Here is a 26,547-nt window from a genome sequence, read left to right as displayed (position 1 = left end):
CCCGAAACAACTGTTCCGATTTCTAAATCATAATGCTTGCCGTATATTATCCTATCGCAATTCGTTTATTACAGGTTATTAACATCGATGGAAGAAATCCAAAAGCTCATCGCGAACAATCGCAGCTGGTCAAACTCCATCAGCAAACAAGATCCTGATTTTTTTGAGCATCTGGCCCAAGCGCAAAAACCGCGCTTCCTGTGGATCGGTTGTTCGGATAGCCGGGTTCCTGCGGAGCAGTTAACCGGACTGAAGTCCGGGGAATTATTTGTTCACCGCAATGTGGCCAATCTGGTTATCCATACCGATTTAAACTGTCTGTCCGTGGTGCAATACGCCATTGATGTATTGCAGGTCGAACATATCATTATCTGTGGTCACCTCGGCTGCGGCGGCGTTGAAGCGGCAATCAAAGGCGAGGAAATGGGGCTGATCGACAACTGGCTGCTGCACATCCGCGACCTGTGGTACAAACATAGCTCTTTGCTGGGCGAGCTACCGCAGGAAGAACGCAGCAACGTGTTATGCCAAATCAACGTCGTAGAGCAAGTTTACAACCTTGGTCACTCCACTATCGTGCGCTCCGCTTGGAAACGCGGGCAGAAAGCGATGATTCACGGTTGGGTTTACGGCATTGAAGATGGTTTGCTGCGCGATTTAGAGGTTTCGGCCACCAGCCTAAGCAGTCTGGAAATGGTCTACCGAAAAGCGATGGCGACATTATTACAAGGCAAAGCGATGTAACACGTCAAGGGCACATTGTGCCCTTGGTTATTTCTACAGACTCTAGCCTGGCGCGCAGCTACCGGAGTGGACTTTCTGTCTATGAGGATAGCGAGCACTTCCCAACCTTAAAGTGCGAACGCGCAGTACCGACCACCATTACTCGTCGAGCATGACCACCTTGCCTACATACGGCAAATGACGATAACGCTGCGCGTAATCAATACCGTAGCCAACAACAAACTCGTCTGGAATCTTGAAACCAACCCACTCAACCGGAACTTCAACTTCGCGGCGCTCTGGTTTATCTAGCAAGGTGCAGATTGCCAGAGATTTTGGGCCGCGCAGTTGCAGAATTTCACGCACTTTACTCAGAGTATTACCGGAATCGATGATGTCTTCGACGATCAGCACGTCTTTGCCGCGAATATCTTCATCCAGATCTTTGAGGATTTTTACATCGCGGGTTGAGGTCATACCGCTGCCGTAGCTGGAGGCCGTCATGAAATCGACTTCATGAGAAACATTGATAGTGCGGCACAAATCCGCCATAAACATGAAAGAACCACGCAGCAAGCCGACCAGAACCATTTCGCTGCCGCTGTCGCGGTAATGCTCGGTGATTTGACTGCCTAATTCGGCGATACGGGCTTTTACTTCCTGCTCGGAAATCATTACTTCTACGGTGTGTTTCATAAGTTTTTAACGTCGGTTACCTGAAGAAAGCCGCTGAGTTTAGCATAGCGGGAAAGTAGTTGCGACGCGTGCGCAATAAGGGCAGGTGAAGGAAATGGCAGATAGTTGATTATGAAGGTAAATAGCCCCGGACGCGTGTGGTCCGGGGAATCGGGTTAAGCGCTGACGGTAAAGCCCAGCATCATCCCGGTATCTTCGTGTTCCAACAGATGGCAGTGGGCCATATAAGGCTGGCTGGCGGTCGCTAAATGGTTAAAGCGCACCAAAACTTCGCTGCGAGCACCTTCAACCCGAACCGTATCTTTCCAACCGCGACGATGTGCCGCCGGTGGCTGACCATTTTCCGTTAAGATACGGAATTGGGTGCCGTGAATATGGAACGGATGCAGCATCATGTCCCCTTCACCTGAGATGGTCCATTTCTCGTATTGCCCCTGTTTGGCATCAAACGCCGCTTCGGTCATGGAGAACGCCTTACCATTAATCATGTTGGCGTGGCTGAAATCGAAGCTCTCGGCCTTTTGCGCCCCGAGCCCCATTCCGGCCATGTTGCCATGCCCCATAGCACCGTGATCCATGCCGCCCATTGAGCCGCCGCTGTTCTTACCACTTTCGGCCATCATCGCCATGCCGCCGTGCTGATCCATGCGCATACCAGCCATTGCCTGATGCCCGTAGCGCGTCATCAATGCCTGCATTCCGAGCATATCTAGCTGAGGATTCATCATCAGCTGTAGCCAGCGTTCCTTCAATCCATCAAGCGAAGCCAGCGCAGGCAACACTACCAGTTGATCCGGCAGTACTTTGCTACCGGCGGCCAGTGACGGTTGTAAACGTAATACCGGCAGCGGTTGATCAAACGGCGCCAATGTCATACCCATTTGCTTAACCGGTAGAGTGACTAAATCCACACTCTTGCCATCGGCGGTATCAACCAGAATTTCGAAGCGTTCTCCCATCAAAATCGGCAGTTCTTTAACCGCTACCGGTTCCGACAGGAAGCCACCGTCGCTGGCAATCACATACATTGGCCGCCCATCGCTCAACGCCAGATTGAGAGATCGCGCGTTACAGCCGTTCAGTACCCTCAAGCGCACCCAACCGCGCGGCGTAATCTGCTGCGGGAAACGCGCGCCGTTAGTTAGCATTTGATCGCCAAACCAGCCTACGGCTGCGGTCATCACGTCTAGCTGGTAATCAATCTGTCCGTCTTTATCCAGCAATTTGTCCTGTAAAATAACCGGAATATCATCGACGCCCCACTGCTTGGGCAATGGTAATTTGCTGCTTTCGTCATCGTCGATCAGTACCAGACCGCCCAATCCCATCGCCACCTGATAGCCGGTTTTATTGTGGGTATGAGGATGGAACCAACAGGTCGCCGCCGGTTGATCGACGGTAAAGGTCACTTCTCGCGTCGCGCCCGTCTCAATCAGAGCCTGCGGCCCGCCGTCTACTTCACCGGGTATTTCCAATCCGTGCCAGTGTACCGTGGTCGCTTCCGGCAAGGTATTTTTCACCGTTACAGTGACAGGTTTACCACGCTGTAAGCGAATCGCCGGGCCGAGAAATCCGCCGTTAACTCCCCAGGTTTGAGTCGTTTTACCGGGAACCCACACCATGCTACCGGTTTGCAGTTGTAATTGGATTTTGCCGCTGGCATCAGGTTGTAGCAACGGAGGAATCGGCAGGCTAGGGCGCTCAGCGGCAAAAGCCGCTCGGCTCCAGAGAGGCAGAGAAGTGGCGGCTCCAAGAGCCGCCGTCAATTTGATGAAATCACGGCGAAGCATGGTCGTCTCCTCAAAATGTTTAATCAGTGCAGAAAATGCAGCACAGTACATAATTAGTGAAGAGCCTAAACCCTCCCCTTGCGGTAAGGTCAAGAGGCAATAACCCAGTCTGTGCGTTCACACCAAGGTTCTATAAGAAAATTTAGTGTGGGACTGTCCAAATGTGTTAACGTTTATTGACAATTAAATAAGCAAATTTCCGCCATGAAAAGAACAAAGTTAGTCGTGCTGCTGCTCGCTCTGTGTGGATTTTCATCTGCCAGCCAAGCTTTAACCGAATCCGAAGCAGAAGATCTTGCCGATCTCACTGCGGTTTTCGTTTATCTGAAGAATGATTGCGGCTACAACGAACTACCTAATACGGAAATTAAGCGGGCGATTGTGTATTTTGCCCAGCAGAACCGTTGGGATTTACGTAACTATAATAGCTTCAATATGAAAGACCTGGGTGAAGAGAGCTATCGCGATTTGCGCGGCATCGCCATTCCGGTTCCCACCAAATGCAAATTCCTGGCACGCGATTCACTGAGTTTATTGGCCTACGCCAACTAATAATTCGCCCTAATAGCCTCTGTCTGAAATTCAACCGTGCAACCTCGGGCAGAGTTGGCTATGATGTTGCGCCCATTTTTCATGGCTGTTACCGCGGAGGAGAGCCCTAACATGTCCCAGAAAGAGCTTTGGTATGAAACGCTCCATGCCAATTTCGGCCAGTATTTCTCTGTAGAGAATATTCTGTACCGCGAGAAAACCGAGCACCAGGATCTGGTGATCTTCGAGAACCCGGTTTTAGGCCGCGTCATGGCGCTGGACGGCGTAGTGCAAACTACCGAGCGCGATGAGTTTATCTATCACGAAATGATGACCCACGTTCCGCTGCTGGCTCACGGTCAGGCGAAGAAAGTGTTGATCATCGGCGGCGGCGACGGTGCCATGCTGCGTGAAGTCAGCCGCCACAGCACCGTTGAACAAATCACCATGGTGGAAATCGACGCCGGCGTCGTAGAATTCTGCCGCCAGTATCTGCCGAACCACAATGCCGGAGCCTATGACGATCCGCGCTTCAAACTGGTAATCGACGACGGCGTTAACTTCGTTAATCAGACCAACGAAAAGTTTGATGTCATTATCTCTGACTGCACCGATCCAATCGGCCCGGGCGAAAGCCTGTTCACCTCGGCATTCTACGAAGGTTGCGCCCGTAGTCTGAACGAAGGCGGTATTTTCGTCGCGCAAAATGGCGTGTGTTTCCTCCAGCAGGATGAAGCCGTCGATAGCCACAAAAAACTCAGCAACTATTTCGGCGATGTCAGTTTCTATCAGGCAGCCATTCCGACATATTACGGCGGTATCATGACCTTTGCCTGGGCTACGCATAACCCGGCGCTGCGTCAGTTAGATCTCGCTACACTGCAAGCCCGGTTTGAACACGCAGGCCTGACCTGTCGTTACTATAATCCAGCAATTCATGTCGGTAGCTTTGCCCTGCCACAGTATCTGCTGAATGCACTTTCCACAAAACGTTGAGTATTAATCCGTAAGGAGGTGAACTAAATTGCACAAGCTTAAACTGCACGGCTTCAACAATCTGACCAAGAGCCTGAGTTTTTGTATTTACGATATTTGTTATGCCAAGACCGCAGATGACCGCGATGGCTATATCGCCTACATTGACGAACAATACAATGCCAACCGCTTGACCGAGATCTTGAGCGAAACCTGCTCGATCATCGGCGCGAATATTTTGAATATCGCTCGTCAGGATTACGATCCTCAGGGTGCCAGTGTCACTATCTTAGTCAGCGAAGAGCCCATCGATCCTCGTGATGTCGATACATCAGAACATCCCGGCCCGCTGCCTAACTCCGTGGTTGCTCATTTGGATAAGAGCCACATTTGTGTGCATACCTATCCTGAAAGCCATCCTGAAGGCGGGCTATGTACTTTCCGTGCCGACATCGAAGTTTCTACCTGTGGCGTTATTTCACCGCTGAAAGCGCTGAACTATCTGATCCACCAGCTAGAATCCGATATCGTGACTATGGATTATCGAGTACGCGGCTTTACCCGTGACGTTAAAGGTGTGAAGCACTTCATCGATCATGAGATCAATTCGATCCAGAACTTTATGTCAGATGATATGAAGTCGCTGTACCACATGATGGATGTGAACGTTTACCAGGAAAACATGTTCCATACCAAGATGATGCTGAAAGACTTCGATCTGAAGCACTATCTGTTTAACGCCAAGCCAGAACAACTGAGCGATGAAGAAAGAGAAACCATCACTCGTTTGCTGTACAAAGAAATGCAGGAAATCTACTACGGGCGCAACGTTCCGGAAGTATGATCGACGCGAAATGGCTCACAGGCAGGTTTTCCTGCCTGTGTTTTTTATCCTCGCCACGCTTTCTTTCCGATAAAACAACGATAAATCAACCCATCATCCCATTTTTTCCTGCTCGAATGTCGTACTCTGGCTGGCTGATATTTCATCGCCGACGCTGAGCCTGCCGACATGGAACGTACCGCTACATTATTGGGCATAGTTGCTATTTTACTTTGGAGCATGAGTGTCGCACTCACGCGTGGGTTAGCCGAAACCTTAGGCCCCTTTGGTGCAGGAGCGGCGATCTATAGCGTCAGCGGAATACTGGTCTGGCTGGTGGGCGGTAAACCGCAGATTCGCGGGCAGCATCCAGCATATTTATGGGGATGCGGTGCGTTATTCGTTATTTATATGGTTGCCTTTGCTATTGCCATCGGAATGGCGAGCGATCGCCAACAGACGCTGGAAATTGGCCTAATCAACTATCTGTGGCCCAGCCTCACTCTGCTTTTCGCCGTCGTACTACTGCGGTTACGCACCCGCTGGTGGCTATGGTTAGGGGCAGCCATTGCCTTATTCGGCGTTATTTGGGTTGTCAGCGGTGGAAATGGTCTGGATATCAGTATCTTGGCCACGAATATCAACCATAACCCGCTAGCTTATAGCTTAGCGCTGCTCGCTGCCTTTGCCTGGGCTATTTACTCCAATCTGGTGCGTGTTTATAGTCGTGGCCGAGGTGTACTGCCGCTGTTTCTTCTGGCCTGTGCGCTGTGCCTGTGGCTACTGTTTTTTACCCTGACACCGGGGCCACTTCATTTTACACCGCGGGCAGTCATGGAGCTGTTGATGATGGGCTGTAGTACTGCGCTGGCCTACCAATGCTGGGATAGCGCCATGAAAAAGGGCAACGCCACGTTGGTCGCTGCCCTTTCATATTTTACGCCTTTGCTGTCAGTACTGATCGCCAGTTTATGGCTCAGTACGCCGCCGTCAGCCGCATTTCTCCCGGGCGTCGGAATGGTGGTAGCCGGTTCGCTGCTGTGTTGGTCTGCCAGCCGATCGCCAGCCTCACCAAGAGAAAAATAAAAATCAATATTTCAGAATAAAGGCTCGGTAGCCTTTTAACACGGCGAGGAAATCCTCTAATCCGCACATGCAGAGGCTCTCTTCATCGTAATAGTTCATACCTTCTTCGATTTCATCGCCTTCAAAATCAAGTTGGTTAGCCCGAACCATCACCTCTTCACCGTCCAGCCACAAAGTGTATTCATGACCCACCTGCTGCCATTGGCGTTCACTACCGGCGACCTGAGCCGCGGCGGTCTCGATCTCATCGAGTTTAGTCAGGTCACCTTTAATTTCTTCATTGAGCCAGTGGCCGATCACTTCATGCCCCATGGAGAATCTGACGATTACCTGCCCCGTTAGATCACGCAAAAATTCATAGTCCATAGCACGCCCTCCTATTGCTCTTACTATTAGTTTAAACATTATTGGCGGGCTAACTAAGTCCAAGCTCGCAAAGTTATGCAACATCTTGCGATTACACCCAATAAAAACGGGAGACCCTTGGCCCCCCGCGTATTTAGATGCGAAATATAGCGGCTTAAACCGCAGTTTGAAAGGTTTGCATCCTACTTATCTGCATTAGCCGGGGAATGTTGCCATCAGGCCGCCGTCGACCACGATGTCACTTCCGTACAAGTAGCTGGATTCATCAGACGCCAGGAACAGGATAGCCTGAGCAATTTCTGTGGCTTCAGCGAAACGTTGCACTGGAAGCAGCGGCGTAAACTGCTCGTGGAATTTATCCCCATCCATTCCCTGTTTATACAATATTGGCGTATTCACCGGGCCGGGTGAAATCGCGTTGATTCTGATGCCATCGCCGGCCAACTCCGTGGTTAAACCACGCATTACCGCCAGCAGCGCCGCCTTGGAAGCACCGTAAATCGGCGCACCAAGCAAGCCACGATGAGCGGCAATGGAAGTGGTTATCACTACGGAGGCCGGGTTGCTCAGCAAGGGTCTTAAGGCTTGTAGTAAGAAGAACGGCCCTTTGAAATTCACTGACATCTGCCGATCAAAATCAGCTTCGGTCCAATCTTCCAGTGAATGCCAAATCCCCATTCCCGCATTCAGTACCAAGGCATCTAACTGACCAAAATCCTGTTTAACTTTTTCAGCCAATCTCCTCTGTTGCTGAATACTGCCGGAATCACTGGCATAAATTCTGGCTGCGGGCAGAGTTTTACAGGCATTCTCCAGGCTTTCCGGTGTGATCCCCGTAATCGCAACCTGAGCGCCCTGCTGCAACATTAGCTTTGCCGCTGCCAAACCGATACCCGATGTACCACCAGTAATAAGTACACGCTTACCTGCCATCCTATTATGATTTTTTATCGAATATGAATCGGAGGTCTGTGTCGTCATTAGGTAATTTCCGCTGTGAAAAAGAAAGGATTAACGCACGCTTACAGCCGCTGGCTGCTTTGAAAGCGTAGTCTATTGCAGTGGATAACAAAGATAATCTAATGTTTCGACAAGGCATTCAACGGGGAGAACAGGTGATAAATAGAGAATCAAATGCCGCTCACTCACTCTGTCAGAAACGAAACCTAGAGTGATCTATCGTGAGTAATACTCAGAAATCACGGAGGAAATCGCCCGTAGCACGGAATACAAGGCAATAAAAAGGAGGCCATCGGCCCCCTTCAATTTATTAGTAAAATTAATGATTAATACAAAAAATAGCTTACAGCGCAGTCTGGAAAATGACGCCGTCAGCTTTCTCTGTATATTCACTTAACTTATCGAAATTAAGATAACGATAAGTATCAACCGCAGTCTTATCAACCTGAGCCATATAAGTCTGGTATTCATCCGGCGTAGGTAGACGGCCTAACAAAGCAGCAATAGCCGCCAGTTCAGCTGAAGCCAGATACACATCGGCACCGGTACCCAAACGGTTCGGGAAGTTACGGGTCGAGGTAGAAACTACCGTTGCCCCATCGGCCACGCGCGCTTGGTTACCCATGCACAGTGAACAGCCCGGAATTTCAACGCGCGCCCCACTCTTACCAAAGATGCTGTAATAGCCTTCTTCCGTTAGCTGAGCGGCGTCCATTTTGGTTGGTGGCGCGACCCACAGGCGAGTAGGCAGCTGACCTTTATGTTGATCCAACAGCTTACCGGCGGCGCGGAAGTGCCCGATGTTGGTCATGCATGAACCGATAAAGACTTCGTCGATTTTGCTGTTTGCTACGTCAGACAACAGGCGAGCATCGTCCGGATCGTTTGGTGCACACAGAATAGGTTGAGTGATCTCGGCCAGATCGATTTCGATCACTGCGGCATATTCTGCGTCGGCATCCCCTTCTAACAGGCTCGGGTTAGCCAGCCAGTTTTCCATGCCAGTAATGCGGCGCTCCAAAGTACGGCGATCGCCATAGCCTTCGGCAATCATCCACTTCAGCAATACCACGTTAGATTTCAAATATTCTTCGATCGGCGCTTTATCCAGCTTAATGGTACAACCGGCGGCAGAACGTTCGGCTGAAGCATCGGCCAGTTCAAATGCCTGCTCCACTTTCAGCTCAGGCAAGCCTTCGATTTCCAGAATGCGGCCAGAGAAGATGTTTTTCTTTCCTTTCTTCTCAACGGTCAGCAAGCCTTCCTGAATGGCGTAATAAGGAATGGCATGTACCAAATCACGCAGAGTGATACCCGGCTGCATTTTGCCTTTAAAGCGCACCAGAACCGATTCCGGCATATCCAGCGGCATAACGCCAGTCGCAGCAGCAAACGCCACCAGACCCGAACCTGCCGGGAAGGAAATCCCGATAGGGAAACGAGTATGGGAGTCACCGCCGGTGCCGACGGTATCCGGCAACAGCATACGGTTCAGCCATGAGTGAATGATACCGTCACCGGGACGCAGGGAAACCCCACCGCGGTTCATGATGAAATCAGGCAACGTATGGTGAGTGGTCACATCAACCGGCTTAGGATAAGCGGCGGTATGACAGAATGACTGCATCACCAAATCAGCGGAGAAACCCAGACACGCCAGATCTTTCAGCTCATCACGCGTCATAGGCCCAGTGGTATCCTGAGATCCCACGGAGGTCATTTTAGGTTCGCAGTATTCACCCGGGCGCACACCATCAACGCCACAGGCGCGACCGACCATTTTCTGAGCCAGAGAAAAGCCTTTATTGCTTTTGGCAACCGGCTTGGCCTGACGGAAAATTTCGCTCGGTGGCAAACCTAAGGCTTCGCGAGCCTTAGTGGTCAAACCTCGGCCGACGATCAGCGGAATACGACCACCGGCGCGAACTTCATCCAGCAAAACATCGGTTTTCAGTTCAAATGTCGCCAGCACTTCACCGGTATCGTGCCGACGTACCTCACCCAAATACGGCAAGATATCAATCACATCGCCCATATTCAGCTTGGCAACGTCAACTTCAATCGGTAATGCCCCGGCATCTTCCATCGTGTTAAAGAAGATAGGCGCAATTTTGCTGCCCAAAACCACACCGCCACCGCGCTTATTCGGCACATAAGGAATGTCGTCCCCCATAAACCACAGCACTGAGTTCGTGGCAGATTTACGGGAAGAACCGGTACCCACAACGTCACCGACGTAAGCCAGCGGAAAACCTTTCTTATTCAGTTCTTCGATTTGTTTAATCGGGCCAACGCTGCCCGGCTGATCGGGATAAATGCCTTCGCGAGCATTTTTCAGCATAGCCAGTGCGTGCAACGGAATATCCGGGCGCGACCAGGCATCAGGTGCCGGAGACAAATCATCGGTGTTGGTTTCACCGGTCACTTTAAACACCGTCACGGTGATTTTATCCGCCAGCGCCGGGCGAGACAGATACCATTCCGCATCGGCCCAGGACTGCATGATTTGTTTGGCATGCGGGTTGCCGGATTTGGCTTTTTCTTCCACGTCATAGAAGTTATCGAACATCAGCAACGTGTGAGATAAGGCTTTAGCGGCGATAGGTGCCAGCTTTTCGTTATCCAGTGCATCAATCAGAGGATGGATGTTATATCCGCCCTGCATAGTACCGAGCAACTCGACGGCTTTTTCAGGAGTAATCAGTGGAGAGGTTGCGTCGCCTTTGGCGATGGCGGCCAGGAAACCGGCCTTTACGTAGGCTGCTTCATCAACGCCGGGTGGAACGCGGTTAATCAGCAGGTCTAACAGGAATTCTTGCTCGCCCACAGGCGGATTCTTTAATGCTTCAACCAGCGCGGCCATTTGAGATGCATCCAATGGCTTCGGGACGATCCCCTCAGCGGCACGCTCGGCTACGTGCTTACGGTATTCTTCTAGCACGACATTCTCCTCGCTTTCATTATCATTTATTTTGCCTGGCTAACCGTTCTCTCCGGTCACCGAAATCGATGCCTAAAGTTGTAGGGTAAGTGCCCGGTTCTGCGCAGCCAGCATATCAGGATCTGAACTGGTTGTTAATTCGTTCACATAAAAGCAACATTAAATTTTTGCTGAATCGTTGAGCACAGTGTAATCACCTGAAAAATTTGTTTGGAATATCAATTCGTGGCTAACCAAGTGGTTTCGGTGATAAATACTCCGCAACATAATAACCATATTTTTGCAATGGATACTATCTCTCCGTGCAGGTTATGTATTGCGGATCAGGCTGATAGGAGTAAGGGTTAGCATAGGGAGCAGAAAATAAGGTCAATCCGATAACGGTCAATTTTTATGGTTAAGAAATCAGGCGGTGGGAGTTTGATAGCCCAAAACCATTTGCTGTTTCACTCGTGAAGTAGCTTTATTTCTAGCCTGTCACTGGGGGTTAACAGATGATTGATTGCGCGGATATTTGTTATCAAAAACTGCCCGTATCGCTACGGGCTATCGATTTTATTCAATAAAATTAACGATTAGAACTGCGTATTCAGGCTAAGGAAGAAAGTGCGTCCCGGTTCGTTATAGGTCGCGGCTCCGGCACCTTCAATACCCGCCACGCTCTGCGCGTTACCCGCACGGAACTGGCGTTTATCAAACAGATTTTCAATCCCAGTAGTGACACTGACATTCTTAGTCAGCGTATAGCTGCCGCTCAGACCAAATACCGCGTAAGGACTGACTTCTCTGGTCGCAGTACCTGTGACCAGATTTCCCTGATAGTCGAATTTCTTCGGTTTTTGGCGACCGTACCACACCACATTGGTCATTAACGATAAATCGTCTGTCGCCTGCCAGCTCAGAGAGCTATTCAAGGTGAACTCTGGCGTGATGGAAAGATAATCCCCGGTGGTTTTGTTCTCCGATTTCAGCATGTAGGTCAGGTTACTGCTCCACTGCACATCATCAGTAACCGGAACCGTCAGGCTGCCTTCCAGACCTTCCACCAGGGCTTTAGGCACGTTTTCCCATTGGAAAATATCTGAATCCACGTAGGCGCCTGTCCCACCGCTGGCATTACCTATTGATATCAAACCCGGCTCAATCTTATTACGGTAATCGTTACGGAAGTAAGTGACACCAGCAATCAGCCCATCCTGATGGAATTCCAGACCGATCTCTTTATTTACGCTGGTTTCCGCCGACAGAGACTCGTTCCCCATTAAATAGCAACTCCCGCCGCCACCGTAACAGCCTTGCCCACGGCTATATAGCAGATAGTCCGGGTTGGTCTGATACAGATTTGGCGCTTTGTAAGCGCGGGCAATACCCATTTTCAGCGTAAAATTATCGCCCAACGCCTGAGAAAGGTTCACCCCCGGGCTCCAGTTGCTCCCTGCTTTGCTGTGATGATCGTAGCGCACAGCCGGCGTCAACATGGTCGTTTCCGTCAGTTCGATATTATCTTCCACAAACAGAGAAGCAATGTGCGCCGATGTGCGCGTATTGCGCCCGGAATCCTTCAAACCGCCTACGCTACCGCCTTCGGTCGTGGTTTGAGTATTGGAGGCTGGATCATGCATTTTCTGATCGTTCCACTCCGCCCCAATGGTCACGACCTGATTTACGCCCCACTCGAACGGCAGATTAACTTCGCTGTGCGCAACGTAATTATCCAGGGTGATGGTATTAAAACCGCGGTTTGAGAAAATACCTTCGGTACCGCCGGCCAAACCTTCACTGATCCGCGAATTTCGGGTTTCTTCATATTGAAGATAAGACGTAGTGCTAACTCCGCTATCCCAGAATCCGCGGTGGGTTGCCGAGACATTCTCACGATACATGCGGTTAGTTTCAGCACCGTACAGGCTGCGCACAATGGCGTTACTGTTGGTATTTTGCGTATCACCAGCGTAAATATTTCCCTGACGGCTATAGCCTGCCTGGAATTCCAGAGACTGACCGGGACTGAAATCCCAGCGCAATAAGCCATTGATATCTTTATTACGTACGCCTTCACGTCCGGCAGGTAAAGTCCCGACCTGATTACCCGTGCGCAATGACTCATGACCGGCGTTGATATCCCACTCATCGGCATCGGTTTTATTGTATCTGCCGTATAAACGGAAGCTGAGCGTATCGCTTAGTGGCCCCATCAGGCTAAAGTCAGTGCGACGGGTCGCCCCTTCCTTACTGTGCTGCGGCACATTCATATAAGCATTCCAGCTACCTTGTAGCTGCTTGTTCGGCTGCTTAGTGATGATATTCACCACGCCACCGGCGGCACCATTGCCATAGCGAGCCGCCGCAGGACCACGCAACACCTCGATTTTTTCTACCATATTGGCGGGAACCCAATTGGTATCACCGCGAGTATCACGCTCGCCGCGCCAGCCGTAACGTACCGCATTGCGACTGGAAACAGGGATGCCGTCGATCATAATCAGGGTGTTTTCCGGCCCCATACCGCGAATATCGATCTGACGGTTATTGCCGCGCTGACCACTGGCGGAATTGCCAGAAAGATTCACTCCCGGCATAGTTCGGATGATTTCGGATAAATCATTGGCCGGCGGCCGTTTGCGTATATCTTCCGCGGTGATAACCGAAGCGCCTAGCGCCTGTCGTACCTGCTGCTCTGCAGTTACCACCAAAGTGTCGCCACTGGCTAGCGCATTGGTTTTTTTCGATGTAGATGTAGCAGTGGCTTCCGGTTGTTCGGTTGACGTGGTATCCGTACCGGTTTTGATATTATTTTGAGCTTGCGCCCACAACGGTGTGGAGAGACACAGGCCGATCATGGCCGCCAGGTAGCGCCGCTGCCATTTGACATTCATCATTATAAAAATTTCCCTAGTGCTGGCGCCCGCAACACATCGCGGCGGAGAGAGTCCCCGACGACTGATTAACGAGCCAACAAAAACAAACAAGATTGATAATTATTTTCATTACCCATTCGGCGCGCTAATTGTTACATTGCGCTACAGGAAAAAGGTTTGTGAAAACGGCAAAGCTCTTTGCCGCAGCGTCAATGTCATCGGGTAAAAAGTATGGAGACAATGCTCAAGGGGGGCTCATCTTGTCTGCGATGAAAAAAAATAGTATGCGCAAGGTTTCGGCTTCTTCTAAACCCATCTATCCCGAGCAAATTGTGCAACAATCCAATTTGGTCGCCAGCGACTATCGTCTAAGCGGAGGGAAATCCTCTGTCACTGACCCGGTGCTATTTGGTGATTTCCAGGTACTGCGCCTCAACCCCCATTTAATTCTGCATACGGCGAATGTCACTAATCTTTACGACATCAAAACGCAGAACTGTCTGGCGCCCTCACTCAAACTGGCTATCGTGGTGAGCGGCAGCGCGAATATATCCTTTGGTGGCAAACCATTAGAGCTACATGAGAAAGGGCCTTCCTCTCTGATTTCTCTCGTTGAGAACACCTTATTTACCCGGCATGGAAAGAAAAATGGTCATGAACGCACTTTAACGCTGACCTTTGACCGCGAATGGCTATATGGGGATTTGCTGCCGCAGGAAGGAGGATGGGAGAAACTGTACGACTTCACTCAGCAACATCTGGCAATTCATTTATGGCAACCATCTGTCCAGGCGATTTCCATCGCCCAGCAAATAGCAAGTGCGCCCCCCTACCGCACGCCACTGGAGCGGTTACGATGTGAAAGCCAGTGTATCGGTCTGATTATCGAGGCATTCAGCTCACTGGAACAATCAAGCCAACAGCAAAACAAAATATCTCTGCGTGGCCTGAATCGGATTCAACAGTTACGTGACTGGCTGGAAAGCGGCGAAGCCGACCAACTTTCACTGCAAGAACTGGCTCAGTCAATTAATATGAGTCCCAGCACGCTGCAACGCCGTTTCCGAGAGAATTATAACGTGACGGTATTTGAGTATTTGCGCCATTGCCGATTGAAGCGCGCCATGCTGGCCTTAAAAAAAGAAGGAGTCAGTATCGATCAAGCCGCTGCCATTGCCGGATATACCAGCTCCGCAAATTTTGCGACCGCACTGCGTCGCACGTTTAATATCACTCCGAGGCAAATTCGTGAAGGTTTTTATCCTTAATTAATATAATACAGTTAATTAATCGTCATACGTAATAGTCATTATATAAAATCAAATCCACTTACCTTATAAATTCAAATTTACAATTCAATGCTAATTTTGAAACCCTAGGCCGTGCTTATAACATTATTTATATTATAAAAGCGTTCTCATCAAATAAGGAGTGAATATGAAATTAACTATAACATTTTCAACTTTATTATTTACAACATTAGCATTGAATATTTCCCATGGACGAGAAGCTCAACCTAGATGGCAATCAAATAAAGAAAGCTGGTCCAATTTTCAGTCACGCCATTGTAAATGGGAACGCGGAGTTCCTTGTAAAACCGTCCCGAAAGATCAGGGGAAAGCACCGCCCAAAACCGACGAAGAAATCGCGTTTGAAATCAGTCTCGGCGTATTAAGTATGGGCCCAACCCCGCAGCCCAGAGGGTTTAAAGTCAGCTTTGGTGCCAAGCCCGGAGCGACTATGGCAGCAAAACCCAGAGTCAGTATCGCTAGGCCAGGCTCACAAATCGGAGTCAATCCAGAGCGAACCCCGCTATTACCCGCCGCATCGAAGCCTAAACCCAAAATTTCGGATCGACTACAGAGAGTAAATGGCAAGGTCGGTTTCCTGTTCGGTGATACCCATCCCCCCACTTTAAGTGATGAACCTCCCCCTAAAATCCCCAGAATAAAACCGCCGGATAACAGCAACTCTTCATCAACCGACTCGGCTTCTTCATCCTCTTACGACTCTTCTACTTCGGTAGATGCCTATGATGTTGAAGGGAATCTTATGATGGACAAGAATAGAATTGACCAAATGGCACCGATAACACCTAATGATACTTCAACAATAAAAGAGGAGCTTGAAGTTATATATGGAAAAACGAAATTAGATGAATGCAACCTAAATATTGACGATGAAATACAACGCTATAATTCAAACTTTTCACATGAAAAAATAAACTTCCGAGAATACTTTGCCATTAGAAACTTTCAGGAAGATAGATTTGTGGCCATAAATAATGCTCTGAGAAATGGAACCACTAATGATGGTTTAGAAACAGAAATAACGGAAGTCTACACAGCATTAGATAACCATTCTGATATTAATGTCTCATTACGTGAGAGCGGCTATATTATTTCCGAAGAAGAGAGCAGCGTTAGCGAAGTTTACCGAGGGGAAGTCAGAGATCGCGCAGAGTTCTTATCTAAAGTTATACCTGAAGAAACCATTCAAATAGATACATTCTTAAGCACTACCGCGGATGAAGAACTTATCGACCAATTCAATAGCCAAGAGCTGGAAGAGGGAAAAATCAACGTCAGATATACCATAAAATATTTTCTTGAACGCACCAACAGCACTGATATCAGCGAATTACTCGACGAGCCTGGAGAGGAGCGTATCTTCTTGCCTAAAAGCCGTTTCCTTGTCACAAATATAGAAGAATCAGCAGATGGCTCAAGCTTCAAGGTCGACATGCTGGCTCTTACCGATGAACCATTGCCGCCAGTACCGCAGGTTAACTGATTCCGTTCATTGACACATTTTTCCCAATAAAAAACGGCCCCTGAATCAGGAGCCGCTTTAACTAACACATCAGCAATCAGAAATTATTTCTTTTTCGCTTTAGGGTTAGGCAGGTCGGTAATGCTACCTTCGTAAATCTCAGCAGCCAAACCAACGGATTCGTGCAACGTCGGGTGAGCATGGATAGTCAATGCCAGATCTTCTGCATCACAACCCATCTCAATTGCCAGACCGATTTCCCCCAACAGTTCCCCACCGTTAGTACCGACAATAGCACCACCGATGATACGGTGAGTTTCTTTGTCGAAGATCAGTTTGGTCATACCGTCTGCGCAATCTGAAGCGATAGCACGGCCAGATGCCGCCCACGGGAAGGTGGAGGTTTCGTAGCTGATGCCTTTCTCTTTCGCTTCTTTCTCGGTCAAACCAACCCATGCGACTTCTGGTTCAGTGTACGCAATGGATGGAATCACTTTCGGATCGAAGTAGTGCTTCATACCGGCGATAACTTCAGCGGCAACGTGGCCTTCATGAACACCTTTATGTGCCAGCATTGGCTGACCCACGATGTCACCGATTGCAAAGATGTGCGGTACATTCGTACGTAGCTGTTTGTCGACGTTGATGAAACCACGCTCGTCAACTTCTACACCAGCCTGACCCGCATCCAGCAGTTTACCGTTAGGTACACGGCCAATCGCAACCAGAACTGCATCGTAACGCTGTGGTTCTGCTGGCGCTTTTTTGCCTTCCATCGTTACATAGATACCGTCTTCTTTGGCTTCTACTGCTGTAACTTTAGTTTCCAGCATCAGGTTGAACTGCTTGCTGATACGCTTTGTGAATACTTTCACTACGTCTTTATCAGCCGCTGGAATCACCTGATCGAACATTTCTACCACATCAATTTTCGAACCCAGAGCATGGTAAACGGTACCCATTTCCAGACCGATGATGCCACCGCCCATGACCAACAGACGTTCTGGGACAGATTTCAGTGCCAGTGCATCCGTTGAATCCCACACGCGTGGGTCTTCATGAGGAATGAATGGCAGTTGGATCGGACGAGAACCCGCAGCGATAATGGCATTATCAAAGGTGATGGTGGTTGGACCATTTTCACCTTCAACGACCAAAGTATTCGCACCGGTAAATTTACCGAAACCGTTAACTACTTTGACTTTACGGCCTTTAGCCATACCTGCCAAACCACCGGTCAACTGATTGATAACTTTATCTTTCCAGACACGAACTTTATCAATGTCAGTCTTAGGCTCGCCAAAAACAATGCCGTGCTCAGCCAGCGCCTTGGCTTCTTCGATCACTTTTGCAACATGCAGCAATGCTTTTGACGGGATACAACCCACGTTCAAGCAAACACCACCCAGAGTGGAGTAACGCTCAACCAGAATAGTTTCCAGACCTAAGTCCGCACAACGAAAAGCAGCAGAATATCCTGCTGGGCCCGCCCCAAGTACCACGACCTGAGTTTTAATTTCAGTACTCATCATGACCTCTTAATTGTTTGTCCGGCGGGTCAGACGTCATTTATTAGGCTAATAAAGTTCATAACGCCCTTCATCCACCGGGACGCTTACACTGCGAGCAGTTTACAGAATTGTTAATAGACTGAAAAGCCGCATCGCGTGACGAGTGTCTCAACAACCTTGTCTACTAATGTAACGAGCGAAACAAGGTCGGTTCATAACTATCAGTGATATAACCATAAGCTAAGTAATAATAAGGCCGGCGCTAGGCCGGCCTAAGCTATTACATAACCAGACGGCGAATATCAGCCATAATGGTGGCAATGTAAGCTGCGAAGCGAGCACCTGCCGCCCCATCAATCACGCGGTGATCGAAGGAGAGAGACAGAGGCAACATCAGACGCGGTGCGAACTCTTTACCATTCCAAACAGGTTTCATGGATGATTTAGACACACCCAGGATAGCCACTTCTGGTGCGTTGACGATAGGCGTAAACGCCGTACCGCCGATGCCGCCCAGGCTGGAGATGGTGAAGCAGCCGCCCTGCATATCGGATGCGGTCAGTTTGCCGTCACGTGCTTTCTTAGAGATAACAGACAGCTCGCGAGACAACTCAACGATGCCCTTCTTGTTAACATCACGGAAGACCGGAACAACCAGACCGTTTGGCGTATCAACAGCCACACCAATGTTGATGTATTTCTTCAGCGTCAGTTTCTGACCGTCTTCAGAAATAGAGCTGTTAAAGCGTGGGAACTCTTCCAATGCTTTAGCAGCGGCTTTCATCAGGAACACCAGCGGGGTGATCTTCAGATCCTGTTTCTTCTTCTCAGCTTCAACGTTTTGTTGCTTACGGAATGCTTCAACGTCAGTGATATCCGCTTCGTCGAACTGAGTAACATGAGGAATCATGACCCAGTTGCGGCTCAGGTTAGCACCAGAGATTTTCTGGATACGACCTAATTCCACTTCTTCGATTTCACCGAACTTGCTGAAGTCAACTTTCGGCCAAGGCAGCATGCCTGGTAGACCGCCGCCAGCCGCTGCTGCCGGAGCAGCTTCAGCACGTTTCACTGCATCTTTCACGTATGCCTGAACGTCTTCGCGCAGGATACGACCTTTACGGCCAGTTCCTTTCACTTTCGCCAGGTTAACGCCGAATTCACGAGCCAAACGACGCACGACCGGAGTAGCGTGAACGTAAGCTGCATTCTCCGCGAATTCACCTTTGCTTTCCGCTTTGGCTGCTGGCGCTGCCGCTTTGGCCGGAGCCGCTGCCGCAGGTGCCGCTGCTTGTGGAGCCGGAGCTGCCGCAGGCGCTGCGCCTTCAACTTCGAAGACCATAATCATAGAACCGGTGCTCACTTTATCGCCGGTGCTGATTTTGATTTCTTTCACGGTGCCAGCAAATGGAGCTGGAACTTCCATGGAAGCTTTGTCGCCTTCAACGGTGATCAAGGATTGTTCAGCGGCAACTTTATCGCCCACTTTCACCATCACTTCGGTCACTTCAACTTCGTCACCGCCGATGTCAGGCACTTCAACGTTTTTCGCCGCTGAAGCCGCTGGCGCAGCCGGAGCGGCTGCAGGAGCAGGCGCCGCTGCTGCCGGTGCCGCAGCACCTGCAACTTCGAAGACCATAATCATAGAACCGGTGCTCACTTTATCGCCGGTGTTGATTTTGATTTCTTTCACGATGCCAGCGAACGGAGCCGGAACTTCCATCGAGGCTTTGTCGCCTTCTACGGTAATTAGAGACTGTTCAGCTTCAACGCTGTCGCCAACCTTAACCATGATCTCGGTGACTTCAACTTCGTCAGAACCGATATCCGGTACCGCAACGTCTTTCGCTGCGCTAGCCGCAGGTGCAGCAGCTGGGGCTGGAGCAGCCGCTTTCTCTTCTGCCTTGGCAGGTGCCGCTGAGGCACCTGTAGCGGATTCGAAGACCATGATCAGTTTGCCAGTTTCGACTTTATCGCCAACCGCAACTTTGATTTCTTTCACCACACCCGCTTGAGGTGAGGGAACTTCCATAGAGGCTTTATCACCTTCTACAGCGATCAGCGACTGTTCAACTTCAACGGTATCGCCGACTTTCACCATAATTTCGGTGACTTCAACTTCATCTGCACCGATGTCTGGTACATTGATTTCGATAGACATTTGTTCTTTACCTCTTATGCCAGACGCGGGTTAACTTTATCGGCGTCGATACCAAACTTAGTAATTGCTTCTGCAACTACGCTGGTGTCGATGTCACCGCGTTTAGCCAATTCACCCAGTGCTGCAACCACAACATAAGAAGAATCAACTTCGAAGTGGTGACGCAGGTTCTCGCGGCTGTCAGAACGGCCGAAACCATCTGTACCCAGTACGCGGAACTCGCTGGCAGGAATAAAGTTACGAATCTGTTCAGCGAACAGCTTCATGTAGTCAGTAGAAGCAACCGCTGGCGCTTCGTTCATTACCTGAGCTACGTAAGGTACGCGTGGAGTTTCGGTTGGGTGCAGCATGTTCCAACGCTCACAGTCCTGACCATCACGAGCCAGTTCGGTGAAGGAAGTAACGCTGTACACATCAGAACCAACGCCATACTGTTCAGACAGAATCTGTGCAGCTTCGCGAACGTGACGCAGGATAGCGCCTGAACCCATCAACTGAACCTTGCCTTTCTCGCCGGCCAGAGTTTCCAGTTTGTAGATACCTTTACGGATACCTTCTTCTGCGCCCTGTGGCATAGCTGGCATATGGTAGTTTTCGTTCAGCGTAGTCAGGTAGTAGTAAACATTTTCCTGAGCGTCGCCGTACATACGTACCAGGCCGTCATGCATGATAACGGCTACTTCATAAGCATAAGCCGGATCGTAAGAAATACAGTTAGGGATAGTCAGTGACTGAATATGGCTGTGGCCATCTTCGTGCTGTAAACCTTCACCGTTCAGAGTCGTACGACCTGAAGTACCGCCGATCAGGAAGCCACGCGCCTGTTGGTCACCCGCTGCCCAGCACAGATCGCCAATACGTTGGAAACCGAACATGGAGTAGTAGATGTAGAACGGAATCATTGGCAAATCGTTGGTGCTGTAAGAAGTCGCTGCGGCCAACCATGAAGAAGCGGCGCCCAGTTCGTTGATACCTTCTTGCAGGATCTGACCTTTCTCGTCTTCTTTGTAGTATGCAACCTGCTCGCGGTCTTGCGGGGTGTACTGCTGACCGTTAGGGCTGTAAATACCGATCTGACGGAACAGACCTTCCATACCGAATGTACGCGCTTCATCAGCGATGATAGGAACGATACGATCTTTGATCGATTTGTTCTTCAGCATCACGTTCAAGGCACGAACGAAAGCGATAGTGGTAGAGATTTCTTTGTTCTGCTCTTCCAGCAAGGAGCTGAAATCTTCCAGAGCTGGCATTTCCAGTTTCTGGGTGAAGTTAGGCAGACGGCTTGGCACGTAGCCTTCCAGCGCCTGACGACGTTCGTGCAGATACTTGTACTCTTCGGAATCTTTCTCGAAGGTGATGTATGGCAGTTTTTCGATTTCTGAATCAGCAACTGGCACATTGAAACGATCACGGAAGTGACGAACACCGTCCATGTTCATTTTCTTCACCTGGTGAGCGATGTTCTTGCCTTCAGCCGTTTCACCCATGCCGTAACCTTTAATGGTATGAGCCAGGATTACAGTTGGTTTGCCTTTGGTATCTTGCGCTTTTTTCAGTGCTGCAAAGACTTTCTTCGGATCGTGGCCGCCACGGTTCAGCGCCCAGATTTCGTCATCGGTCATGTCTTTCACTAATGCAGCAGTTTCTGGGAAACGACCGAAGAAGTGTTCACGGACATAAGCGCCGTCTTTGGATTTGAAGGTCTGGTAGTCGCCATCCAGCGTTTCGTTCATCAGCTGAATCAGTTTACCGCTGGTATCTTTACGCAGCAGCTCATCCCAACGACCGCCCCAGATAACTTTCAGTACCTGCCAGCCAGCACCGCTAAAGATGCCTTCCAGTTCGTTGATGATTTTGCCGTTACCGGTAACTGGGCCATCAAGGCGCTGCAAGTTACAGTTGATAACGAAGACCAGGTTGTCCAGTTTCTCACGGGTAGCGATGGTGATCGCACCTTTGGATTCCGGCTCATCCATCTCGCCATCACCCAGGAAGGCGTAAACGGTTTGTGCTGAGGTATCTTTCAAACCACGGTGAGACAGGTATTTCAGGAACTTAGCTTGATAAATGGCGCTAATTGGACCCAGACCCATAGAAACGGTCGGGAACTGCCAGAATTCAGGCATCAGTTTAGGATGCGGGTAAGAAGACAGACCTTTGCCGTGAACTTCTTGACGGAAGTTGTCCATCTGTTCTTGGGTCAGTCGACCTTCCAGGAAGGCACGAGCGTAAACGCCTGGGGAGATATGCCCCTGGAAGTAAACCAGATCGCCGCCGTCTTTTTGGTTACGCGCACGGAAGAAGTGGTTGAAGCAAACTTCGTAGAAGGTTGCAGAAGACTGGAAGGAAGCCATGTGGCCGCCCAGATCCAGATCTTTTTTAGACGCGCGCAGCACGGTCATCACGGCGTTCCAACGGATTGCAGAGCGAATACGACGCTCCAGATCCAGGTTGCCAGGGTAGGCTGGTTCGTCTTCTACTGCGATGGAGTTAACATAGTTGCGGTTCTCAGAACCAGCAGCCACGCTTACGCCGCCTTTACGGGCTTCGCCCAAAACCTGATCAATCAGATACTGAGCGCGCTCAACACCTTCTTCACGGATAACCGATTCAATCGCCTGTAGCCAGTCACGGGTTTCGATCGGATCCACGTCATTAATTAAACGTTCTGACATGGTGGTATTCCTTATCTGTCTCTAATGGTTTATTTGGAGCCTATCTTCCTGTGTTTTAACCAGAGTGATTAAACCAGGTTAAAACACGCGCCCTGGTGAAAGCACCGGAAGATAGGCTCATCAGTTTAGTTGCCGCTTTTAGTGCTCAAAATAAGCACTTAGAACCCATCCCGACAGGGAGAAGCCCTTAATCCTTGCGTTGCTGGAGGCGTCGGAGCGATCGCTCACGGCGACTGTTCTCACGACTAAGATCCAGCAAGATTTCCTCAATAAACGCCAAGTGGCGGTGTGAGGCTTCGCGCGCTTTTTCCGGCTCGCGGGCCACAATCGCCTCGAATATCCCGGCGCGGTGACTGCTTACCGTTGCCAACATTTCGCGGCGCGAGTAAAGCAATTCGAAGTTCTGTTTAACATTCTGTTCTAACATCGGGCCCATGCAACGCAGTAAATGTAACAACACCACATTATGAGCCGCTTCTGTAACAGCCACCTGATACTGCATAACCGCATCAGCTTCAGCGTCTAAATCACCGCTGTCTTGCGCCTGTTGAATCGCAGTATGACATTCACGAATACATTGCAGATCTTCATCTGTACCGCGTAAAGCCGCGTAATACGCGGCAATACCTTCGAGGGCATGACGTGTTTCCAGCAAATCGAATTGTGATTCAGGATGGTCGGCCAGCAATTCTGCCAGCGGGTCACTAAAGCTTTGCCACAGGTTCGTCTGGACGAAAGTACCGCCTCCCTGGCGACGCAGCAGAAGGCCTTTGGCCTCGAGTCGCTGAATGGCTTCTCTCAAGGAAGGTCGGGAAACATCAAATTGCTTCGCCAGCTCGCGCTCAGGCGGTAATTTCTCGCCCGGACGTAGTGTCCCTTCCAAGATCAGGTACTCAAGCTGCTGCTCGATAACATCTGATAATTTGGGTTGGCGTATTTTGTTGTAGGCCATAATTTATGTGAGTCGCGCTGTAAGCCGTATTGAGTGAATTCGTCTCTGCGAATGGCGCCGAGTCAATTGGTAATACCAATTTCAAAAACGTGACGATAAAGTAACAAAGTATTCACTAGCTGTCCATACGGACATTGACCGAAATCATGAAAGCCAGCACATTTTAACAACTTCACTAATGTTATGCCGCAAAGTGGTAACCTATCGGTGGTAATACCATTACTCACCCCCGAAAAATTGTAACGATTATGAAAAGGATAATTAGGCAAGCTGAAGCGTTATAGTTGAGGCATTTGTGATTATTAAATCAATAAAAATGAATTTAAATTCGCCGATAACACTCTTTATTTTATTACCGAGAATATGAGCCCCTGAAAACTGGTTTGACCATTTTATAAATTCTCATTTCACCGAAGAATGTCTATAAAACCGCCGTTTCTCCCTCGCCATTTCTGAAGCCCCCTGAATAGTCACCGGCCTTAGCATTTCTTAAATGCATAAAATACGAGTGATCCATTGAAAAAGCAGATGCAATAATTCTCGCATACCACTATTCTCACGTAATGGGTAGTCATTGGCACTATTATCAAAATGAACACCCGTAAATAAAACAATACAGACAACGGCATTTCAAGATTACACAACACCACAAATAGCGATTTAGGCATTAGCCACAAAGACAGAGGATGCAACGATGAGTGTTCAACAAGAAGGCGCGGAGCTAAAGCGGGGTCTAAAAAACCGCCATATCCAGCTAATCGCCTTGGGCGGCGCAATTGGCACAGGGCTTTTTCTCGGTATTGCACAAACCATAAAAATGGCAGGCCCTTCAGTGCTGCTGGGATACGCCATCGGCGGCTTTATCGCTTTTCTGATCATGCGCCAACTGGGTGAAATGGTCGTTGAAGAACCGGTCGCAGGTTCATTTAGCCATTTTGCCTATAAATATTGGGGCAACTTCGCCGGTTTCGCCTCTGGCTGGAATTATTGGGTACTTTACGTTTTGGTCGCGATGGCCGAACTGACCGCCGTGGGGATTTACGTCCAATACTGGTGGCCGGAAATCCCGACCTGGGTTTCCGCAGCAGTATTCTTCCTCGCTATCAACGCTATCAATTTGGCTAACGTTAAAGTGTATGGCGAAATGGAATTCTGGTTTGCCATCATTAAAGTGGTAGCTATCATCGGGATGATTGTATTCGGTGGCTATTTGTTGTTGAGCGGACAGGGTGGCCCAGAAGCGACGGTCACCAACCTGTGGGCTCAGGGTGGCTTCTTCCCTAATGGTTTCATTGGGTTAGTCATGGCTATGGCGGTGATTATGTTCTCCTTCGGCGGCCTTGAACTGGTCGGCATCACTGCGGCAGAAGCAGAAGATCCCGCGCGCAGCATCCCTAAGGCAACCAATCAGGTTATCTATCGTATCTTGCTGTTTTATATCGGTTCACTTGCAGTATTGCTCTCACTTTATCCTTGGGGAAAAGTGGTTGAGGGCGGCAGTCCCTTCGTACTAATTTTCCATGCTTTGGACAGTAATATTGTCGCTACCGTGCTGAATATCGTGGTGCTTACCGCCGCGTTGTCGGTGTACAACAGCTGCGTTTACTGCAACAGCCGTATGCTGTTTGGTCTAGCCAAGCAAGGGAACGGTCCGAAAGCTTTATTAAAAGTAGATGGTCGCGGCGTACCGGTCATTGCTATTGCTGTTTCAGCCTTTGCGACTGCATTCTGCGTATTGATTAACTATCTGATTCCCGGACGGGCATTTGAATTACTGATGGCGTTAGTGGTTTCAGCGCTGGTGATCAACTGGGCAATGATTAGCCTTGCTCACTTAAAATTCCGTGCAGCGAAAAACCGCCAAGGAATTGAGCCTAAGTTTAAAGCCTTCTGGTATCCCTTCAGCAACTACCTATGCCTAACTTTCCTGGCGGGCATTTTGGTTATCATGTACCTGACACCGGGCATTCAGATTTCTGTCTTGCTTATCCCCGTCTGGGTCGTCGTGCTAGCGGTTGGTTATATGCTGAAAAACCGAGTTAAGCAGAATAAATCTTAATCGCTCGTCGCTGTGCGGCATCTGATTTATAGCGATAAGCACCAACCTTCAGGCCCGCATTCATACTGTGGGTCTGTTTTTTTAATTGCTCATAGAGCAATAAAGCCGCTTACTGAGCTTCATCGAAAGTCATTTGCTTAGTGACTGGTGCTTAGTGATTAGTGATTAGTGATTAGTGATTAGTGATTAGCGATTAGCGATTAGCGATTAGCGATTAGCGATTAGCGATTAGCGATTAGCGATTAGCGATTAGCGATTAGCGATTAGCGATTAGCGATTAGCGATTAGCGATTAGCGATTAGCGATTAGCGATTAACGATTAGCGATTAGCGATTAGCGATTAGCGATTAACGATTAACGATTGTTTTCACATGAGAAATTACGCCTAACCTCTCTCGCAACACCAGAGAAAATCAGCCAATTACCGCGGAAATCACCGTATTATAAAGGAGCTTAAAACTCCCGCTGCGGTGACATCTTTACCCATTCCACGGCCATGAGTGTCTGGTATTACCCAAGCCGAAAGCGAACTAATGTGTAGGGGAAATCAGGAGCAAAAAACCATCAGGCTCAACCGCCTCAATCCGACAATTCCCTGCCTGTATTTCGCTTGCCTTGTTCACTTAATACTCCCCATTAATAACTGAAAGCTAGCGCTAATACAC

18 protein-coding genes are annotated in these 26,547 nt (G+C 49.4%); 8 read left to right on the top strand and 10 right to left on the bottom strand.

Annotation, left to right across the window (positions count from 1 at the left end; genetic code table 11):
- Positions 1 to 87: 87 nt before the first annotated feature.
- Positions 88 to 744, top strand: coding sequence for a carbonate dehydratase (gene can / locus ACQ4OC_RS07980; protein ID WP_049601342.1), 657 nt, complete (start codon positions 88 to 90; stop codon positions 742 to 744).
- Between the two features lie 138 nt (positions 745 to 882).
- Here the strand turns inward: can and hpt are convergent, their stop codons facing one another.
- A complete protein-coding gene (hpt, locus tag ACQ4OC_RS07975) occupies positions 883 to 1,419 on the bottom strand; it encodes a hypoxanthine phosphoribosyltransferase (RefSeq protein ID WP_049598727.1) in 537 nt (178 codons plus the stop codon).
- 155 nt (positions 1,420 to 1,574) lie between these two features.
- Positions 1,575 to 3,209: a multicopper oxidase CueO gene (gene cueO, locus ACQ4OC_RS07970; RefSeq protein ID WP_430971069.1), complete on the bottom strand. Its 1,635-nt coding sequence runs from the start codon at positions 3,207 to 3,209 to the stop codon at positions 1,575 to 1,577.
- Positions 3,210 to 3,413: 204 nt separating this feature from the next.
- Between cueO and ACQ4OC_RS07965 the strand changes: the two genes are divergently transcribed.
- The 4 genes from ACQ4OC_RS07965 to yddG all read left to right on the top strand — a co-directional run bounded on the left by ACQ4OC_RS07965 (position 3,414) and on the right by yddG (position 6,624).
- Entirely contained in the window at positions 3,414 to 3,761 is a 348-nt protein-coding gene (locus ACQ4OC_RS07965; protein ID WP_064516465.1) for a YacC family pilotin-like protein, read from the top strand.
- 111 nt (positions 3,762 to 3,872) lie between these two features.
- A complete protein-coding gene (gene speE, locus ACQ4OC_RS07960) occupies positions 3,873 to 4,736 on the top strand; it encodes a polyamine aminopropyltransferase (protein ID WP_430971068.1) in 864 nt (287 codons plus the stop codon).
- A 28-nt stretch (positions 4,737 to 4,764) separates the two neighbouring features.
- On the top strand, positions 4,765 to 5,559 hold the full coding sequence (gene speD / locus ACQ4OC_RS07955; RefSeq protein ID WP_049598732.1) for an adenosylmethionine decarboxylase: 795 nt from the start codon (positions 4,765 to 4,767) through the stop codon (positions 5,557 to 5,559).
- 168 nt (positions 5,560 to 5,727) lie between these two features.
- Positions 5,728 to 6,624, top strand: a complete 897-nt coding sequence (gene yddG, locus ACQ4OC_RS07950; RefSeq protein ID WP_064516462.1) for an aromatic amino acid DMT transporter YddG — start codon at positions 5,728 to 5,730, stop codon at positions 6,622 to 6,624.
- A gap of 3 nt (positions 6,625 to 6,627) precedes the next feature.
- On the opposite strand, the gene yacL is transcribed toward yddG, so the two are convergent.
- From yacL to ACQ4OC_RS07930, 4 genes are all read right to left on the bottom strand, one after another.
- Complete coding sequence (yacL, locus tag ACQ4OC_RS07945; protein ID WP_049598736.1) at positions 6,628 to 6,990, bottom strand: protein YacL; 363 nt, start codon at positions 6,988 to 6,990, stop codon at positions 6,628 to 6,630.
- A gap of 195 nt (positions 6,991 to 7,185) precedes the next feature.
- Positions 7,186 to 7,923 (bottom strand): SDR family oxidoreductase, encoded by a 738-nt coding sequence (locus tag ACQ4OC_RS07940; RefSeq protein ID WP_235600972.1) that lies wholly within the window; start codon positions 7,921 to 7,923, stop codon positions 7,186 to 7,188.
- Between the two features lie 370 nt (positions 7,924 to 8,293).
- Positions 8,294 to 10,891 carry a bifunctional aconitate hydratase 2/2-methylisocitrate dehydratase gene (gene acnB, locus ACQ4OC_RS07935; RefSeq protein ID WP_430971067.1) on the bottom strand — a complete coding sequence of 866 codons (2,598 nt, stop codon included), beginning with the start codon at positions 10,889 to 10,891 and terminating at the stop codon, positions 8,294 to 8,296.
- 575 nt (positions 10,892 to 11,466) lie between these two features.
- Positions 11,467 to 13,767: a TonB-dependent siderophore receptor gene (locus ACQ4OC_RS07930; RefSeq protein ID WP_064518453.1), complete on the bottom strand. Its 2,301-nt coding sequence runs from the start codon at positions 13,765 to 13,767 to the stop codon at positions 11,467 to 11,469.
- Between the two features lie 242 nt (positions 13,768 to 14,009).
- On the opposite strand from ACQ4OC_RS07930, the gene ACQ4OC_RS07925 reads away from it, so the two are divergent.
- Both ACQ4OC_RS07925 and ACQ4OC_RS07920 read left to right on the top strand, forming a co-directional pair.
- Positions 14,010 to 15,017, top strand: a complete 1,008-nt coding sequence (locus tag ACQ4OC_RS07925) for a helix-turn-helix domain-containing protein (protein ID WP_064518450.1) — start codon at positions 14,010 to 14,012, stop codon at positions 15,015 to 15,017.
- 169 nt (positions 15,018 to 15,186) lie between these two features.
- Positions 15,187 to 16,542 carry an ADP-ribosyltransferase gene (locus tag ACQ4OC_RS07920; protein WP_430971066.1) on the top strand — a complete coding sequence of 452 codons (1,356 nt, stop codon included), beginning with the start codon at positions 15,187 to 15,189 and terminating at the stop codon, positions 16,540 to 16,542.
- An 83-nt stretch (positions 16,543 to 16,625) separates the two neighbouring features.
- Here ACQ4OC_RS07920 and lpdA read toward each other — a convergent pair whose 3' ends face one another.
- The 4 genes from lpdA to pdhR form a co-directional block, all read right to left on the bottom strand.
- Positions 16,626 to 18,050 (bottom strand): dihydrolipoyl dehydrogenase, encoded by a 1,425-nt coding sequence (gene lpdA, locus ACQ4OC_RS07915; RefSeq protein WP_064516455.1) that lies wholly within the window; start codon positions 18,048 to 18,050, stop codon positions 16,626 to 16,628.
- A 262-nt stretch (positions 18,051 to 18,312) separates the two neighbouring features.
- Positions 18,313 to 20,193, bottom strand: coding sequence for a pyruvate dehydrogenase complex dihydrolipoyllysine-residue acetyltransferase (gene aceF, locus ACQ4OC_RS07910; protein ID WP_430971065.1), 1,881 nt, complete (start codon positions 20,191 to 20,193; stop codon positions 18,313 to 18,315).
- Between the two features lie 14 nt (positions 20,194 to 20,207).
- Complete coding sequence (gene aceE / locus ACQ4OC_RS07905) at positions 20,208 to 22,871, bottom strand: pyruvate dehydrogenase (acetyl-transferring), homodimeric type (protein WP_064516451.1); 2,664 nt, start codon at positions 22,869 to 22,871, stop codon at positions 20,208 to 20,210.
- A 187-nt stretch (positions 22,872 to 23,058) separates the two neighbouring features.
- Positions 23,059 to 23,823: a pyruvate dehydrogenase complex transcriptional repressor PdhR gene (pdhR, locus tag ACQ4OC_RS07900; RefSeq protein ID WP_049598752.1), complete on the bottom strand. Its 765-nt coding sequence runs from the start codon at positions 23,821 to 23,823 to the stop codon at positions 23,059 to 23,061.
- A gap of 694 nt (positions 23,824 to 24,517) precedes the next feature.
- Between pdhR and ACQ4OC_RS07895 the strand changes: the two genes are divergently transcribed.
- Positions 24,518 to 25,882, top strand: a complete 1,365-nt coding sequence (locus tag ACQ4OC_RS07895; protein WP_064516450.1) for an amino acid permease — start codon at positions 24,518 to 24,520, stop codon at positions 25,880 to 25,882.
- The last annotated feature ends 665 nt before the right edge of the window (positions 25,883 to 26,547 follow it).

It is taken from the genome of Yersinia sp. J1 (genome assembly GCF_050586585.1).
GTDB lineage: Bacteria > Pseudomonadota > Gammaproteobacteria > Enterobacterales > Enterobacteriaceae > Yersinia > Yersinia entomophaga.
Note: the sequence above shows the minus strand (reverse complement) of the source record. Positions and strands in the feature narration are given on the sequence as shown.

What these genes read in the sequence shown, in the direction of transcription:
- speE (WP_430971068.1), top strand. Translation starts at nt 3,873, where the DNA reads ATGTCCCAGAAAGAGCTTTGGTATGAAACGCTCCATGCCAATTTCGGC.
- ACQ4OC_RS07940 (WP_235600972.1), bottom strand. Translation starts at nt 7,923, where the DNA reads ATGGCAGGTAAGCGTGTACTTATTACTGGTGGTACATCGGGTATCGGT.
- aceE (WP_064516451.1), bottom strand. Translation starts at nt 22,871, where the DNA reads ATGTCAGAACGTTTAATTAATGACGTGGATCCGATCGAAACCCGTGAC.
- pdhR (WP_049598752.1), bottom strand. Translation starts at nt 23,823, where the DNA reads ATGGCCTACAACAAAATACGCCAACCCAAATTATCAGATGTTATCGAG.
- hpt (WP_049598727.1), bottom strand. Translation starts at nt 1,419, where the DNA reads ATGAAACACACCGTAGAAGTAATGATTTCCGAGCAGGAAGTAAAAGCC.
- cueO (WP_430971069.1), bottom strand. Translation starts at nt 3,209, where the DNA reads ATGCTTCGCCGTGATTTCATCAAATTGACGGCGGCTCTTGGAGCCGCC.
- lpdA (WP_064516455.1), bottom strand. Translation starts at nt 18,050, where the DNA reads ATGAGTACTGAAATTAAAACTCAGGTCGTGGTACTTGGGGCGGGCCCA.
- ACQ4OC_RS07965 (WP_064516465.1), top strand. Translation starts at nt 3,414, where the DNA reads ATGAAAAGAACAAAGTTAGTCGTGCTGCTGCTCGCTCTGTGTGGATTT.
- ACQ4OC_RS07895 (WP_064516450.1), top strand. Translation starts at nt 24,518, where the DNA reads ATGAGTGTTCAACAAGAAGGCGCGGAGCTAAAGCGGGGTCTAAAAAAC.
- ACQ4OC_RS07920 (WP_430971066.1), top strand. Translation starts at nt 15,187, where the DNA reads ATGAAATTAACTATAACATTTTCAACTTTATTATTTACAACATTAGCA.
- yacL (WP_049598736.1), bottom strand. Translation starts at nt 6,990, where the DNA reads ATGGACTATGAATTTTTGCGTGATCTAACGGGGCAGGTAATCGTCAGA.
- ACQ4OC_RS07930 (WP_064518453.1), bottom strand. Translation starts at nt 13,767, where the DNA reads ATGAATGTCAAATGGCAGCGGCGCTACCTGGCGGCCATGATCGGCCTG.
- can (WP_049601342.1), top strand. Translation starts at nt 88, where the DNA reads ATGGAAGAAATCCAAAAGCTCATCGCGAACAATCGCAGCTGGTCAAAC.
- aceF (WP_430971065.1), bottom strand. Translation starts at nt 20,193, where the DNA reads ATGTCTATCGAAATCAATGTACCAGACATCGGTGCAGATGAAGTTGAA.
- yddG (WP_064516462.1), top strand. Translation starts at nt 5,728, where the DNA reads ATGGAACGTACCGCTACATTATTGGGCATAGTTGCTATTTTACTTTGG.